This window comes from Janthinobacterium sp. GW822-FHT07A03, assembly GCF_058798815.1.
Window position 1 is genome coordinate 99,135 of sequence record NZ_JBXAKW010000004.1, and the last position, 13,924, is coordinate 113,058.

The following is a 13,924-nucleotide window of genomic DNA, read 5'->3' on the forward strand; positions in this document are numbered from 1 at the left end:
CGCCACTTCAGGCCACGCGGGCCGTAACCCTGCCGCGCTGACGCACCAGCAGCACAAGCAATCCTGCCAGGAGCAGCCCGTAGGTGGCCGGTTCCGGCACGGCACTGATGGAAAATACCTGGATGGCGCCGAAGGTCACGTCGTTGCCATGCCACGCGGAGCCATCGAGCAAACTGATCCCTGTCGATGGCTGTCCACGAAAATTATAGGTGTACAGGAAGGAGCTGCCGCCGTGCGTCAGATCCTGTGGCACATACAGGTCGTGGCCATAGCCGAAGGTGGGACCAAAATTGCTATCGTTATAGGTTTGATCCTTGCCGATTTCATCGCCATTGAAATACTGCTTCAATTGCGGCAGCATCAGGCCCGACGTCAGATTGAACAGGAATCCCGTGCGGGCACTATCCGGCATTGTCACATGCATGCCATCGGTGGAACTCCAGCTTTGCGGATTATAGCCGCCCACCAGCCACGTCTTGCCAGATGAATTTGTAGCCTCCATGACGGAAAACGTGCGCCCCTTGCCATCGGAGGCCTTGTGAAAATCAAGCGAAGTGTCGCCCGTTGCCTTGCTGTAAATGTTGGTCAGTGCCAGATGGCCTTCACCGAGCCAGCTTTCCAGCTGCACCTGATAGCCGGGAGAGAGTAGCGACGCACCGGGTCCCGCCTGCGCGCCCAGGGAAAAACCCATACCTGCCACGGCCAGCACCGCACCTATTACCGCTCTGAAATTATTGCGCATCCTCTACCTCGACTGTCAGTATTTAAAACCGGTGTATGTTCCGGTTGCCAAATATAACACGATAGATAATGTTTTTATATTTATTATTTAGATACTATTACGCAATATTTCATAGCAGAAATTCAGCCGGGCAGCACCGCCGTCACCTCGATCTCCACCCTCGCTCTGTCCTCGATCAGTCCCGCCACCTGCACGGCCGTCATGGCCGGGTAGTGCTTGCCGATGATTTCCCTGTAGGCAACGCCAATTTGTGGATATGCCGCCACATATTCCTTTTTGTCCAGCACATACCAGTTCATGCGCACGATGTGCTCGGGCAAGGCGCCCGCCTCGGCCAGCACGGCGACGACATTCTGCAGCGCCTGGCGCACCTGTCCCGCAAAATCGTCCGTATGAAACTGGCCCTGCGCATCCCAGCCGATCATGCCGCTGACATACACCGTGCGTCCGCTGGCGGCCACGCCGTTCGCATAGCCGCGCGGCTTGGCCCATCCTGGTGGTTGCAGCACTTGCATCGTGTTCTCCTCGTTGTCCATGCTGTTCATGCGTCCGCCGCCTCACGCAGCAGTTCGCGCGCGATGATCAATTGCTGCACTTCGCTGGCGCCCTCGTAGATGCGCAGCGCGCGGATCTCGCGGTACAGGCGCTCGACCGGATGGCCGCTGACCACGCCCATGCCGCCAAACAGCTGCACGGCCGCGTCGATCACCTGCTGCGCCGTCTCGGTGGCCGTCAGCTTGGCCATCGCCGCCTCCTTCGTCACCTTGCGGCCCTGGTCGCGCTGCCAGGCGGCGCGGTAGGTCAGCAGCGCGGCCGCGTCGATGCCGGTGGCCATCTGCGCCAATTTTGCCTGCGTCAACTGGAAGTCCGCCAGGCTCTGGCCGAACATCTGGCGTTTTGTCGCGTGGCGCAGCGCCTCGTCGAACGCGCGCCGCGCAAAGCCCAGGGCGGCGGCGGCCACCGACGTGCGGAAGACATCGAGCGTGGCCATCGCCACCTTGAAGCCCTGCCCCGCCTCGCCCAGGCGCTGCGACACGGGCACGCGGCAGTGATTGAAACGCAGGCGCGCCAGCGGATGCGGCGCGATGACGGCGATGCGCTCGGCGATTTCCAGCCCCGGATTGTCGGCGTCGACGATGAAGGCGCTGATGCCGCGCGCGCCCGGCGCCTCGCCCGTGCGGGCAAACACCACGTAAAAGTCGGCGATGCCGCCGTTCGAGATCCACGTCTTTTCGCCGTCGAGCACATACTCGTCGCCGTCGCGGCGCGCGGCGCACGCCATGGCCGCCACGTCGGAGCCGGCCTGCGGCTCGGACAGGGCAAAGGCGGCGATGCGCTTGCCGCTGGCTACGTCCGGCAAATAGCGCGCCTTGTTCCCGGCGCTGCCGAACAGGCCGATGGCGCCGGAACCGAGTCCCTGCATGGCGAAGGCGAAATCGGCCAGGCCGTCGTGGCGCGCCAGGGTTTCGCGCATCAGACAGATGGCGCGCGTATCGATCTTGCCATCGGTGCCCGTGGCGTATGTCAGCCAGCCGCCCTGTCCCAGTTGCGCCACCCGCGCGCGGCAAGCCGCATCGACGTCGGCGCCATGCTCGTCGCCCAGGTGCTGCGCCGCCCACGCATCAAGCTCGGACTCAAGCGCTGCATGGCGCGCTTCGAAAAATGGCCACTCCAGGTAAGTGGTATCGCGTGTATTGTTCATCTTCTCAATCGCCCTCGAATTGCGGTTTTTCTTTCGCCACGAAGGCGTGATAGGCGCGGTGGAAATCGTTGGTGGCCATGCAGATGGCCTGCGCCTGTGCTTCCGCCTCGATGGCCTCGTCGACGCCCATGTTCCACTCCTGCTGCAGCATTTTTTTCGTCATGCCGTGTGCGAAGGTGGGGCCGCTGGCCAGGCCGGCGGCGAACAGCTGCGCCGCCTCGGCCAGTTCTTCCGGCTCGACCAGGCGATTGAACCAGCCCCAGCGTTCAGCCTCGGCTCCGGCCAGAGAGCGTCCCGTGTACAGCAGCTCGGCAGCGCGGCCCTGGCCGATCACGCGCGGCAGCAAGGCGCAGGCGCCCATGTCGCAGCCGGCCAGGCCCACGCGGGTAAACAAAAAGGCCGTCTTGCTGCGCGCCGTGCCGATGCGGATATCGGAGGCCAGCGCCAGCATGGCGCCGGCGCCCGCGCAAATGCCGTCGATGGCGGCCACGATGGGCTGCGGACAGGCGCGCATGGCTTTCACCACGTCGCCCGTCATGCGGGTAAACGCCAGCAGGCCGGGCATGTCGAGCTGCGTCAGCGGGCCGATGATGTCGTGCACGTCGCCGCCCGAGCAGAAATTGCCGCCGCTGCCCGTGATCACCACGGCCTTAACGTCGTCCGCATGCGCCAGCGCGCGGAACAGCTCGCGCAGCTCCGCATATGAATCGAAGGTGAGCGGATTCTTGCGCTCGGGCCGGTGCAAGGTCAGGGTGGCGACGCCACCTTCGACGGAAAACAGAAAATGCCGTGCGGCGTAATGGCCCAAGCTGGCGCGGTTGCCTGGCAGGTCTTGCGGCTGGCCGGGTAGATGGCGCATGGTCAGTCCTTTATTGAGGTGTTATTCAACTGCTGCTTCATGTGCGACAGCAGGTCGATCAATTGGTTTTTGTCGTCCGGCGTCACGCCGTGCAGCAGTTCGGCGATCCAGCCCTCATGCACGCGCGCCATCTCGTCGAAGGCGCGCCGGCCGGCCGGCGTCAGCTTGACGCTGTACGAGCGGCGGTCTTTCGGATCGACCACGCGCGCCACCAGTTTTTCCTGCTCCAGTTGGTCGGTGATGCCCGTGATATTGCCGCCTGTAACCATCATGCGTTTGGACAGTTCGCCCATGCGTAAACCTTCGGGAAAGCGCTCGAGCTGCGCCATCAAATCGAAGCGGGGCAAAGTGATGCCGAAGGTGGCGCGCAAGCGCGTGCGTACCTCGTTTTCGATTTTCACCGTGCACGAGAGCATGCGCAGCCACAGCTTGAGCGACTGGTGGTGATCCTGCGTCAGCCGGCTGGACAGGTCCAGCACGGGTTCGTCCTGCATGTTATCGGGTTCTTTATCCATGATCTTCATTCGGTTACATGACTTCGCCGCCGGCGACGGCGATCGATTGTCCATTCATGGCGGACGACGCGGGCAGGCAGAGCCAGGCCACCGCATCGGCCACTTCGCGCGGCTGCACCAGCCGCTGCTGCGGATTGCCAGCCACCAGTTCCGCGCGCGCCGCGTCTTCGCCGCGTCCCGTCTTGCGCACGATGTTCTGCACGGCTTGCGCCACCATGTCCGTTTCCGTGTAGCCGGGGCAGACGGCGTTGACGGTGACGCCGCGCGGCGCCACTTCCAGCGCCAGCGCGCGCGTCAGGCCGATCACGCCATGCTTGGCGGCGACATAGGCGCTGACGTAACGATAGCCTTTCAGGCCCGCCGTCGACGCCACGTTGACGATGCGCCCCCAGCCCGCGTCCAGCATGGCCGGCATGACCGCCTGGCAGCAGTGGAACACGCCCGTCAGGTTCACGGCCAGCATCTGCTGCCAGATGGCGGCATCCGTCTTGCCGAATGGCGCTGCATGCGCCTGGCCCGCGTTGTTGACCAGGATATCGATGCGGCCGAAATGCGCGGCGGCCTGCGCGAAGCCTGCCTGCACGGATGCTTCCACGCTCACGTCGAGCACGCAGATGGCCACCCTGCCCGCGTGGCCCGCCTCTTCCAGCTGCATGCGCGCGCGCGCCAGCCGCGCGCCATCGCGCCCGGCCAGGGTAAGCCTGGCGCCCGCGTCCAGCAAGGCGCCCGCACAGGCGAGCCCGATGCCGCTGCCGGCGCCCGTCACCAGCGCATGTTTTCCTGATAACGTGCCCTTCAATGCTTCCTTGTTCATGTCATCCTTCCAGCAGCCGCGCGGCCACCTGTTGCGGGGTGAGGCCCGTGTTGGCGGCGGCCAGCTGGCGTTCGCGCTGCAGATTGCGTTCCAGTTGCTGCTGGCCCGGCCGGTACTGTTTCGGCCAAGTTGCGCCTGTTCCGGCGCCGCTGTAGCCGATGCGCGCCATTTCCGTCAGGGTCCAGGCCGGATTGGCCAGGTGCGGCCGGCCCACGGCGCACAGATCGGCGCGCCCGGCGGCGATGATGCTGTTGGCGTGGTCGGCCTCAAAAATCGAGCCGACGGCCATGCTGGCTATGCCCGCCTCATTGCGCACGCGGTCGGCAAACGGCGCCTGGAACATGCGCCCGTACACGGGTTGCTCGAGTTTGCTCACCTGGCCCGAGGAGCAGTCGATCAGGTCGGCGCCAGCCTGCTTGAACAGACGCGCGATGACGACGGCATCGTCGGGCGTGATGCCGCCTTCGACCCAGTCGTGGGCCGAAATGCGCACGCTCATGGGTTTATCCTGCGGCCAGGCGGCGCGCATGGCGCGGAACACGCGCAGTGGATAGCGGCAGCGGTTTTCCAGGCTGCCGCCATATTCGTCGGTGCGGCGGTTGGTCAGCGGCGAAATAAAACTCGACAGCAAATAACCATGCGCGCAATGCAGTTCCAGCCAGTCGAAACCGGCGACGGCGGCGGCCAGGGTGGCACGCACGAAGTCTTGCTCGATGCGCGCCAGGTCGCTTTCCGTGGCTGCGCGCGCCGTTTGCGACACGCCGGCCAGATACTGCTGCTCCGAGGCCGAGGTCAAAGGCCAGTTGCCATCCCTGAGCGGCAGGTCGATGCCGTCCCACATGGGCCGCGTCGAGCCTTTCGCCCCCGCGTGGCCCAGCTGCAGGGCGATCTTCGCGTCGCTGTTCGCGTGCACGAAATCGACGATGCGCCGCCACGCCTGTGTGTGCGCTTCGCTGTACATGCCGGGGCAGGCGGGCGTGATGCGCGCATCGGCCGAGACGCACGTCATCTCGGCAAACACGAGGCCCGCGCCGCCCATGGCGCGCGCGCCCAGGTGCATCAGATGGTAGTCGCCCGCCACGCCATCGACGGCGCTGTACTGCGCCATCGGCGAGACGGCGATGCGGTTTTTCAGCAGCACGCCGCGCAGCCGGAAGGGCGTGAGCATGGGCGGCAAGGCCTGATCCGGCATGTCCACGCTGGCCTGCTCGCCCGCGCGCCGCGCCAGCCACGATTCATAGCCAGCCACGTAGGCGGGATCGCGCAGGCGCAGGTTTTCGTGCGAAATGCGCTGGCTGCGCGTGAGCATCGAATAGGCGAACTGCGGCGCTTCCATGGCGCTGTAGCGTTCGACGTTTTCAAACCATTCCATGGAATTGCGCGCCGCGCTCTGGATTTTCAGCACCTCGATGGCGCGCAGCTGCTGGTAGGCGGCCAGCGCAGCGTCGCTATCCCCATGCTGGCCGAAGCAGCGCGCCAGCTCGATGGCGTCTTCCAGCGCCAGCTTGGTGCCGGAGCCGATCGAATAATGCGCCGTGTGGGCCGCGTCGCCCATCAACACGACGGGCACGCCGTCCTGATGATGCACCCATTGCCGGCAGACGATGCGGGGAAAGGTGATCCACTGCGCCGAGCCGCGCAAGTGCGGCGAATTGCTCAGCAACTCATGGCCATCGAGTTCCTCGGCGAACAGGGCTGCGCAAAAGGCGATGCCCTCTTCCTGGCTCATGCTATCGAGCCCCGCGGCGCGCCACACGTGTTCGGGCGTTTCAACGATGAAGGTCGATGTCTCGCCGTCATACTGATAGATATGCGCCTGGAACCAGCCGTGCGGCGTCTGGCGGAAGGCAAACGTGAAGGCCTCGAATTTCTTGCGCGTGCCCAGCCAGACGAAGCGGCAATGGCGCTGGTCGATCTCGGGCTGGAAGCTGGCTGCATAGCGCGTGCGGATGCGGCTGTTCAAGCCGTCGCTGGCGATCACCAGGTCGGCGCCGTACTGGCGCGCGATCACCTGGTCGTCCTGCACTTCCGTCTCGAACACCAGCTGCACGCCGAGTTCCTCGCAGCGCGCCTGCAGGATATTGAGCAGGCGCTTGCGGCCGATGCCGCAAAAACCATGGCCGCCGGAGCGCACGGTCTGGCCCTTGAAGTGGATCTCGATATCGTCCCAGTGGTTGAACGCCTGCAGGATGGCGCGCGCCGTCGGCTCGTCCGCATTGGCCAGGTTGCCCAGGGTCTGGTCGGAAAACACCACGCCCCAGCCAAACGTGTCATATGGGCGGTTGCGCTCGATGACGGTGATGCGATGATCCGGGTTCTGCTTCTTCATGAGCAGGCTGAAATACAGGCCGGCGGGACCGCCGCCGATGCAGACGATATTCATGGGGTGTCCGTGCGAAGTTTGAAGCGCTGCAGCTTACCCGTTTCCGTGCGCGGCAGCGCAGGCAGGAAGCGGATGGCGCGCGGGTATTTGTAGGGAGCGATCTGCTGGCGCACGAAGTCCTGCAGCTCGGCCGCCAGCACATCGCTGGCCTGGCAGCCATCCTTCAGCACGATGTGCGCCTCGACGATCTGGCCACGCTCGGCATCGGCGCGCCCGACGACGCCGCATTCGGCCACGGCCGGATGGCGCAGCAGCGCCTCCTCCACTTCCGGACCGGCGATGTTGTAGCCGGCCGAGACGATCATGTCGTCACTGCGCGAGCGGTAATAGAAATAGCCGTCGGCATCCATCTCGAAGGTGTCGCCTGTCAGGTTCCAGCCGTTCTGCACGTATTCGCGCTGGCGCGGGTCGGACAGGTAGCGGCAGCCCGTAGGGCCTTTCACGGCCAGGCGGCCCGTCACGCCGGGCGGTTGCGGCACGCCCGCATCGTCGACGATGCATGCCTGGTAGCCGGGAATGGCCTTGCCGATGGCGCCGCGGCGGATGCCCTCGCCCGTGGCGGAAATGAAGATATGCAGCATTTCGGTGGCGCCGATGCCGTCCGTCATGGCCAGTCCCGTCGCCGCCTGCCAGGCGTCGCGCGTAGCCAGCGGCAGCGCTTCGCCGGCCGACACGCACAAGCGCAGGCTGCGCAAGTCGTAACTGGCAGCCAGGGGCGCCATCTGGCGGTAAAAGGTGGGCGCCGTGAAGCAGATGGTGGCCTGATAGACGCCGATGGCGCGCAGCAGGGCGTCGGGCGTGAGTTTTTCCAGCAGCACGGTGGCCGCGCCAAAACGCAGGGGGAACAGCAGCAGGCCGCCCAGGCCAAAAGTAAAAGCCAGCGGCGGCGTGCCGATGAAGATATCCTCGGCGCGCGCCCGCAGCATGGAACGGGGAAAACAGTCGCAGATGGCCAGCAGGTCGCGGTGCACGTGCATGGTGCCTTTGGGGACGCCCGTCGTGCCCGAGGTAAAGCTGATCAGGCAGACGTCGTCGGCCGCCGTGTCGTGTGCTGCAAAAGGCGCAGCGTGGGCCGCCATGCGCTGTTCCAGCTCGGCCCCGTCGGCGCCAAAGCACAGCATGGGCGGCAGGCCGGGCAAGCCGTCGAGCTCCCCGCGCAAGCCCTGCGCGCACAGCACGGCGTTCACTTCCGCCTTGGCCAGGATGGTGGACAGTTCGCGCGCGCGCAGCAGCGGCATGGTGGGCACGGCGATGCAGCCGGCCTTCAGCACGGCCAGCAGGCAGGCGGCCATCATGGGGGTATTCGCGCCGCGCAGCAGCACGCGGTTGCCGGCGATCAGGCCCAGGTCGGCGCGCAACACGTGGGCGATGCGGTCGACCTGGCGCGTCAGCTGCGCGTAAGTCCAGCGCTGGCCGTCGGCGAGGATGGCGGTGCGCTCGCCGCCACCGCCAGCGACGGCCGCATCGAGCAGCGCGGCGACGCAGTTGAGACGCGGCGGATACTGCAGCTCGGGCAAATCGAGGCACAGCTGCGGCCAGAGTGCGCGCGGCGGCAGGTGCGCGCGCGCAAAGTCATCCTGGGGAGATGCGGTGGTAGGCGAAGGGTCGCTGCTCATGCTCATCCTGGCTGGTGGCGGGCGCGTGCGCAAGGCCCGGAAGCAGATACTTTAAACCTAAAGTATTTTTCCAGCAAGCGAAAAACAGCAATTTCAACACACCTAACAAAACCGTAGCGAGCGGATGGGAGGCTCGGCGCCCCCCCCCCCCCCCCGTTGACCCGAGAAGCGGAGCTGTGCGGATGCACAGTGAGCATCGGAAGCCGCAAATCACGACGCGCAGTAGGTTTTGTTATGGTGTTTCAGTCAGTGCCGTCCTGCCGCAGCAAACGCGCCTGCTGCGCCGCGCTGCGCGCCAGCGCGGCCAGGGCCGTTTGCATCTGGTCGCCATCGAGCACCGCCGACTGCAGCAGCGCGCTCATGCCGGCTTCCGCGCCGTGCAAGCCCAGGGTGCGGCAACCGAGGTGCAGCCGTTCGAGCTGCTGGCGCGCCTGCGCCGGTTCGCCGCGCGCCAGCAAGGCGTCGACCTGTTCGCTGGCGGCGACTATCTGTCCCTGGAAGCCCGTCAGATACGCCAGCAGGCGTTCGCCGTCGATACCCAGGCGCTGCAAGGTGTCGCGCGGCGCCTCGGCCGGCAAGGCGGAGACGTCGAAGCAGGCGTCGATATGCTGGCGCACCTGCTCCGGCTGGAAGGGCTTGACGATGTAGCCGGCGGCGCCGGCCTGCACGGCATCGCGCACCGTGTCCTGGTCATTCGCCGACGATACCAGCACCAGCGGCATGGCATCGAGCGCGCTGTCGGAGCGGATCTTCTGCAGCAGCTCCATGCCGGACAGGCGCGGCATGCGCAAGTCGCAGAAGCACAGCGCGGGGCGCAAGCCGCCTTCGAGCTGCTCCCACGCCGCCGCGCCATCTTCGGCTTCCACGATATCGTGCACGCCGCAGCTGTCGATCAGATGCATCAATACCATGCGCGACACGACATCATCGTCAACCACCAGTACTTTCATTGCTTTCTCCATTGCCGGCGGCGTCAGGGGCCTGGCCGTATTCTACCCAGTTTCGCCGCGCACTCGATGGCCGGCATTGCCTATTTTACATTTCCTTGCCCGAAACGGCTATTTGCGCCAACAGTGCGCGCAATTGCGGCAAATGCATGGCCACCTGGGTCCAGCGCCCGCCATCGGCCGCCTCTTCCATTTCCGTGCACAGCATGTGCAGCTGCGTTTCATCGAGATAGGCGGCGCTGCCCTTCAATCCGTGCAGCAGACGCCCGGCGTTGTCGCTGTCCTGCGCGGCCAGGGCGGCGTCTAGTTCGCGCAGGCGCCCCTCCAGGTCGGCGACGAAGGCGACGCGGATGCGCCGCTGCAATTCGCCGCCGCGGCCGGATTGGGCAGACACGGCGGCGGGGATGGCCGGCGCGATGCCGAACAGGGCGTCGAGTTCGGCCTGCCCCCGCGCGCTAGCGCGCGGCGCGTTCGACGGCATGCGCGGCAACATGAAACCGCGCTGCAGCTGGCGCTCGATGGCGCGCGCCAGCAAGCCATGCAGCGCCGCCTCGTCCACGGGTTTGCTGAGGAAATCATCCATGCCGACGCCCAGATAGCGGCCGCGGTCTTCTTCGCTGGCGTTCGCCGTCAGGGCCACGATCATCAGTTCCTGGTCGCGCACGGGCTGGTCCGGCCAGCCGCCCACGCGGATCAGGCGCGTCGCCGTGGCGCCGTCCATTTCCGGCATGCGCCCGTCCATCAGGATCAGGTCATAGCGCGTATGCACGCAAGCCGCCACCGCCAGCACGCCGTTGGCGACCACGTCGACCCGGTGTCCCAGTTCCTCGAGCATGACGCGGATGATGATCTGGTTGGTGGGGAAGTCTTCCGCGCACAGCACGCGCAACTGGTGGCTGTGCGGCGCCAGCGCCACCTGCGGCACCAGCGGCGGCGCCACGCCATCGGCCAGCGGCAAGGTGAAGGCAAACGTGCTGCCCTGCCCCGGCGTGCTGGCCACCTCGATCTCGCCCTCCATCAGTTCGACCAGCTGGCGGCAGATCGCCAGGCCCAGCCCCGTGCCGCCGTAGCGCCGCGTGGTGCTGGCGTCGGCCTGCTCGAACTTCTGGAACAGGCGCGCCATCGCGTCCGCATCGATGCCGATGCCGCTGTCGCTGACGGTAAAGCGGATCAGGTTGACCTTGCGTCCGCCGCTGCCGCTGGCCACGCCGGCCCGCTCGACGCACACGCTGACGCCGCCGCGCTGGGTGAACTTGAAGGCATTGCCGACCAGATTGACCAGCACCTGGCGCAAGCGGGTCGGGTCGCCCACGACGAAGGGCGGCAGGTCGGGCGCGAAATCGATGGAGAAACCGATGCTGCGCGCGGCCGCCTGCTCCTCGAACAGGCTGACGACCGTCTCGATGGCCGCGCCAAGCGCGAAGTCGATGTTTTCGATACTCAGCTTGCCCGCCTCGATCTTGGAAAAATCGAGCAAGTCATTGATGATCACCAGCAGCGACTGGGCATTGGCCTGGCCGCGCAAAATCTGCTCGCGCGTGGCGTCGTGCAGCTGCTCGTCGCGCAGGGCAAAGCCCAGCATGCCGATCACGCCGGCCAGCGGGGTGCGCATCTCGTGGCTCATGTTGGCCAGGAATTCCGATTTCTGGCGCGTCGCATCCTCGGCCTTGCGCTTGGCCTGGCGCAAACTTTCCTCGTTTTTCGTCAGGCTGCTGTTCACTTGCGCCAGTTTTTCCGACTGGGCCAGCACTTCGATTTCCTTGCTCTGCAACTCGGCCGTGCGTTCGCCGACCAGTTTTTCCAGCTCGTTCTGCTGGCGTCGCAGCGCGCGCACGCGCTGGCGGTAGGCGACATACACGGCGCCCAGCAGCAGCGCCGCCATCAGGGTGCGGAACCACCAGGTCTTCCAGAACGGCGGCAAGATCGTGATGGCCAGGGTGGCGCCGCTCTCGTTCCACACGCCGTCCTTGTTGGCCGCCTTGACGCGAAACACGTAGTTGCCGGCATCGAGGTTGGTGTAGGTGGCAAAGCGCCGCCCCGCATCCGTCATGACCCAGTCCTGGTCGAAGCCTTCGAGCCGGTAGGCGAACATGTTGCGCTGGGGGGCGGCGAAATGCAGGGCTGCGAACTCCAGCGAAAAGACGCTTTCGCGGCTGGTCAGCACCAGCTTGCGCGTATGGTCGATCGCCGTGCTGAGCACGTGCGCGAACTCGCCGCGGCCGATGGCCACCGGCTTGTTGAAGATCTGCAGTTCCGTGACGGCCACCAGCGGCGGCACGCGGTTGTCGTGGATATCCTGCGGCACGAACGCCGTCATGCCGTTGAAGCCGCCGAAATACATGGTGCCGTCCGCCGCGCGCAGGGCCGCGCCGTCGAAGTACGAGCCTTCCACCGTGCCGTCGGCGCTGTCGTAATTGCGGAACAGGCCGCTGCGCATGTCGAGCCGCGTGATGCCGCTGTTGGTGCTCAGCCACAGCTGCTCGTTGTCGTCGCCGAGGATGCTGGCGACGGCATCGTCGGCCATGCCATCCTTGCGCAGGAAGCGACGGAAGCGGATCTCGCCCTTGGCATCGACGTCCATGCGGTTCAAGCCATTGGCCGTGCCCACCCACAGCACGCCGCGCTTGTCCTCGTGCAGGAAATGCACTTCGTCGTGGCTCAGGCTATGCGGGTCTTGCGGATCGTGGCGAAAATGGCGGAAACGGCCGCTGGCGCGGTCCAGCAGGTCCAGGCCGTGGAAGGAACCGATCCACAGCCGTCCCTTGCCGTCTTCCAGCACGGGACGCACCATGTTGTCGGACAGGCTGTTCGGGTCGGCCGGATCGTGGCGGTAGGTGGTAAAACGCTTGCTGGCCGGGTCGAAACGGTGCACGCCGCCCCGTGTCGAAACCCACAGCATGCCGCTGCGGTCGCTCACGACATTGCGGATGGTGTCGCTGTTCGGGTCGCCGGCGGCAAAGCGCATGGTGAAGAAGCGCTCCAGGGCCGGATCGAAGCGGTGCAAGCCCGTCGAGCCGCCCACCCACAGGGTGCCGTCCGGCCCCTTGTACAGGGTGGTGATCTGCTCGTCGCGCGACATGCCGGGCGAACTGCGCAGGTCGAACAGGCGCGAGCTGCCGTCGCGCGTGTCGTACAGTTTCAGGCCGCCCTTGGTGGCCAGCCACAGCTTGCCATTGCCCGCGTCGGCCACGGCGCGCACTTTCTTGTCCGCCAGCGCGCCCACGTCGCCGGGCGCGCGCGCCATGCGCGCAAAGCCGCCGCTGCCCAGGTCGACCCGGCTCACGCCGTTGTACCAGGAACCGACCCAGAAGGTGCCGGCGCGGTCGCGGTACAGCGACGACAGCTGGTTGTCGGCGACGCTGAACTTGTCGCCCGTCTGATGCCGGTACTGCAGGAAGGTGTCGCTGTCGGGCAGCCAACGGAACAGGCCATCGGCATTGCTGCCCAGCCAGACGGTGGCGTCGACATCCTGGTACAGGCTGGCGACGCGGATGGCGGAAAAGCCCTGTTTTTCGCTCAGCCGCACGCGCGCCTGCGGCGGCTGGCCGGCGCCGCCAAGGCGCCAGCGCTCGGCACCGGCCATGGTGCCGATCCACAGGTTCTGCTGGCGGTCGATCAGCAGCGACTGGATCACGTTGTACTTCGAGCCGGGCGTCGCATCGACGGCGAAATGCTCGAAGCGCTCGCTGCCCGGCGCCAGCATGTCCAGGCCCGTTACCGTGCCGATCCACAGGCGCCGTTGCGCGTCCAGCGCCAGCGCCTTGATTTCATTGTCGCCCAGGCTGTGCGGGTTGCCTTCTTCATGGTGCCAGGTGCGGAAGGTGCCCGTGGCGGGGTCGAAATGCTGCAAGCCGTCCGAGGTGGCGATCCAGAAGCCGCGCGCGCCATCGTCGAGGATGGCGTGGATATGCCGGTTGCCGTTACCGCGCTTGCTCTTTTCGGCCGGGACGTAATGGATGAAGGTCTGGCTGGCGGCGTCGAAGCGGTCCAGGCCATTGTCGGTACCCACCCACAACTGGCCCTGGCTATCGACATGCAGCTCGCCCACCCAGTTGTCGGCCAGGCTGGTCTTGTCGCCCTCGATATTCTTGTAGACGACCATGCGGTAGCCGTCGTAGCGGCTCAGGCCAGACTGGCTGCCGAACCACATATAGCCCTGCCGGTCCTGGGCGATGGCCAGCACCGATTCCTGCGCCAGGCCCTGGTCGACGCTGAGCTGGTCGAAGCGCAAGGTGGGCGCAGGCGCGGCCATGGCCGGAGCGCCCAGCAGAAAAATTAACAGTAAGGCAACATCGCAAACACGTCGAAATACCAGCACAATCGTCCTGTCAAAAAAAACGCGAAAA

At 65.8% G+C, this 13,924-nt stretch carries 10 protein-coding genes; all 10 read right to left on the reverse strand.

The genetic code is table 11. The annotated features are described in order from the left end of the window. Nucleotides 1-7: 7 nt before the first annotated feature. Nucleotides 8-742, reverse strand: a complete 735-nt coding sequence (locus AC1RJW_RS12720; protein ID WP_493045244.1) for a PEP_CTERM-anchored TLD domain-containing protein — start codon at nucleotides 740-742, stop codon at nucleotides 8-10. Nucleotides 743-864: 122 nt separating this feature from the next. After that, the gene (locus AC1RJW_RS12725) at nucleotides 865-1,257 is read right to left on the reverse strand and encodes a RidA family protein (RefSeq protein ID WP_493045581.1); all 393 of its coding nucleotides are present in this window, start codon (nucleotides 1,255-1,257) and stop codon (nucleotides 865-867) included. 26 nt (nucleotides 1,258-1,283) lie between these two features. Then, nucleotides 1,284-2,444, reverse strand: coding sequence for an acyl-CoA dehydrogenase family protein (locus AC1RJW_RS12730; RefSeq protein WP_493045245.1), 1,161 nt, complete (start codon nucleotides 2,442-2,444; stop codon nucleotides 1,284-1,286). Nucleotides 2,445-2,448: 4 nt separating this feature from the next. Beyond that, nucleotides 2,449-3,303 carry an enoyl-CoA hydratase family protein gene (locus AC1RJW_RS12735; protein ID WP_493045246.1) on the reverse strand — a complete coding sequence of 285 codons (855 nt, stop codon included), beginning with the start codon at nucleotides 3,301-3,303 and terminating at the stop codon, nucleotides 2,449-2,451. Between the two features lie 2 nt (nucleotides 3,304-3,305). After that, nucleotides 3,306-3,818, reverse strand: a complete 513-nt coding sequence (locus AC1RJW_RS12740; RefSeq protein ID WP_493045247.1) for a MarR family winged helix-turn-helix transcriptional regulator — start codon at nucleotides 3,816-3,818, stop codon at nucleotides 3,306-3,308. Between the two features lie 13 nt (nucleotides 3,819-3,831). Next, on the reverse strand, nucleotides 3,832-4,632 hold the full coding sequence (locus AC1RJW_RS12745) for an SDR family NAD(P)-dependent oxidoreductase (RefSeq protein ID WP_493045248.1): 801 nt from the start codon (nucleotides 4,630-4,632) through the stop codon (nucleotides 3,832-3,834). A gap of 1 nt (nucleotide 4,633) precedes the next feature. After that, the gene (locus AC1RJW_RS12750) at nucleotides 4,634-7,015 is read right to left on the reverse strand and encodes a bifunctional salicylyl-CoA 5-hydroxylase/oxidoreductase (RefSeq protein WP_493045249.1); all 2,382 of its coding nucleotides are present in this window, start codon (nucleotides 7,013-7,015) and stop codon (nucleotides 4,634-4,636) included. Continuing rightward, nucleotides 7,012-8,631, reverse strand: a complete 1,620-nt coding sequence (locus AC1RJW_RS12755; protein ID WP_493045250.1) for an AMP-binding protein — start codon at nucleotides 8,629-8,631, stop codon at nucleotides 7,012-7,014. Before AC1RJW_RS12755 ends, AC1RJW_RS12750 begins: the two co-directional genes overlap by 4 nt. Before the next feature lie 242 nt (nucleotides 8,632-8,873). Next, a complete protein-coding gene (locus AC1RJW_RS12760) occupies nucleotides 8,874-9,581 on the reverse strand; it encodes a response regulator (protein WP_493045251.1) in 708 nt (235 codons plus the stop codon). A gap of 85 nt (nucleotides 9,582-9,666) precedes the next feature. Then, a complete protein-coding gene (locus AC1RJW_RS12765) occupies nucleotides 9,667-13,830 on the reverse strand; it encodes a hybrid sensor histidine kinase/response regulator (protein WP_493045252.1) in 4,164 nt (1,387 codons plus the stop codon). Between the last annotated feature and the right edge of the window lie 94 nt (nucleotides 13,831-13,924).

What these genes read in the sequence shown, in the direction of transcription:
- AC1RJW_RS12745 (WP_493045248.1), bottom strand. Translation starts at nt 4,632, where the DNA reads ATGAACAAGGAAGCATTGAAGGGCACGTTATCAGGAAAACATGCGCTG.
- AC1RJW_RS12735 (WP_493045246.1), bottom strand. Translation starts at nt 3,303, where the DNA reads ATGCGCCATCTACCCGGCCAGCCGCAAGACCTGCCAGGCAACCGCGCC.
- AC1RJW_RS12755 (WP_493045250.1), bottom strand. Translation starts at nt 8,631, where the DNA reads ATGAGCAGCGACCCTTCGCCTACCACCGCATCTCCCCAGGATGACTTT.
- AC1RJW_RS12750 (WP_493045249.1), bottom strand. Translation starts at nt 7,015, where the DNA reads ATGAATATCGTCTGCATCGGCGGCGGTCCCGCCGGCCTGTATTTCAGC.
- AC1RJW_RS12760 (WP_493045251.1), bottom strand. Translation starts at nt 9,581, where the DNA reads ATGAAAGTACTGGTGGTTGACGATGATGTCGTGTCGCGCATGGTATTG.
- AC1RJW_RS12730 (WP_493045245.1), bottom strand. Translation starts at nt 2,444, where the DNA reads ATGAACAATACACGCGATACCACTTACCTGGAGTGGCCATTTTTCGAA.
- AC1RJW_RS12765 (WP_493045252.1), bottom strand. Translation starts at nt 13,830, where the DNA reads ATGGCCGCGCCTGCGCCCACCTTGCGCTTCGACCAGCTCAGCGTCGAC.
- AC1RJW_RS12725 (WP_493045581.1), bottom strand. Translation starts at nt 1,257, where the DNA reads ATGCAAGTGCTGCAACCACCAGGATGGGCCAAGCCGCGCGGCTATGCG.
- AC1RJW_RS12720 (WP_493045244.1), bottom strand. Translation starts at nt 742, where the DNA reads ATGCGCAATAATTTCAGAGCGGTAATAGGTGCGGTGCTGGCCGTGGCA.
- AC1RJW_RS12740 (WP_493045247.1), bottom strand. Translation starts at nt 3,818, where the DNA reads ATGGATAAAGAACCCGATAACATGCAGGACGAACCCGTGCTGGACCTG.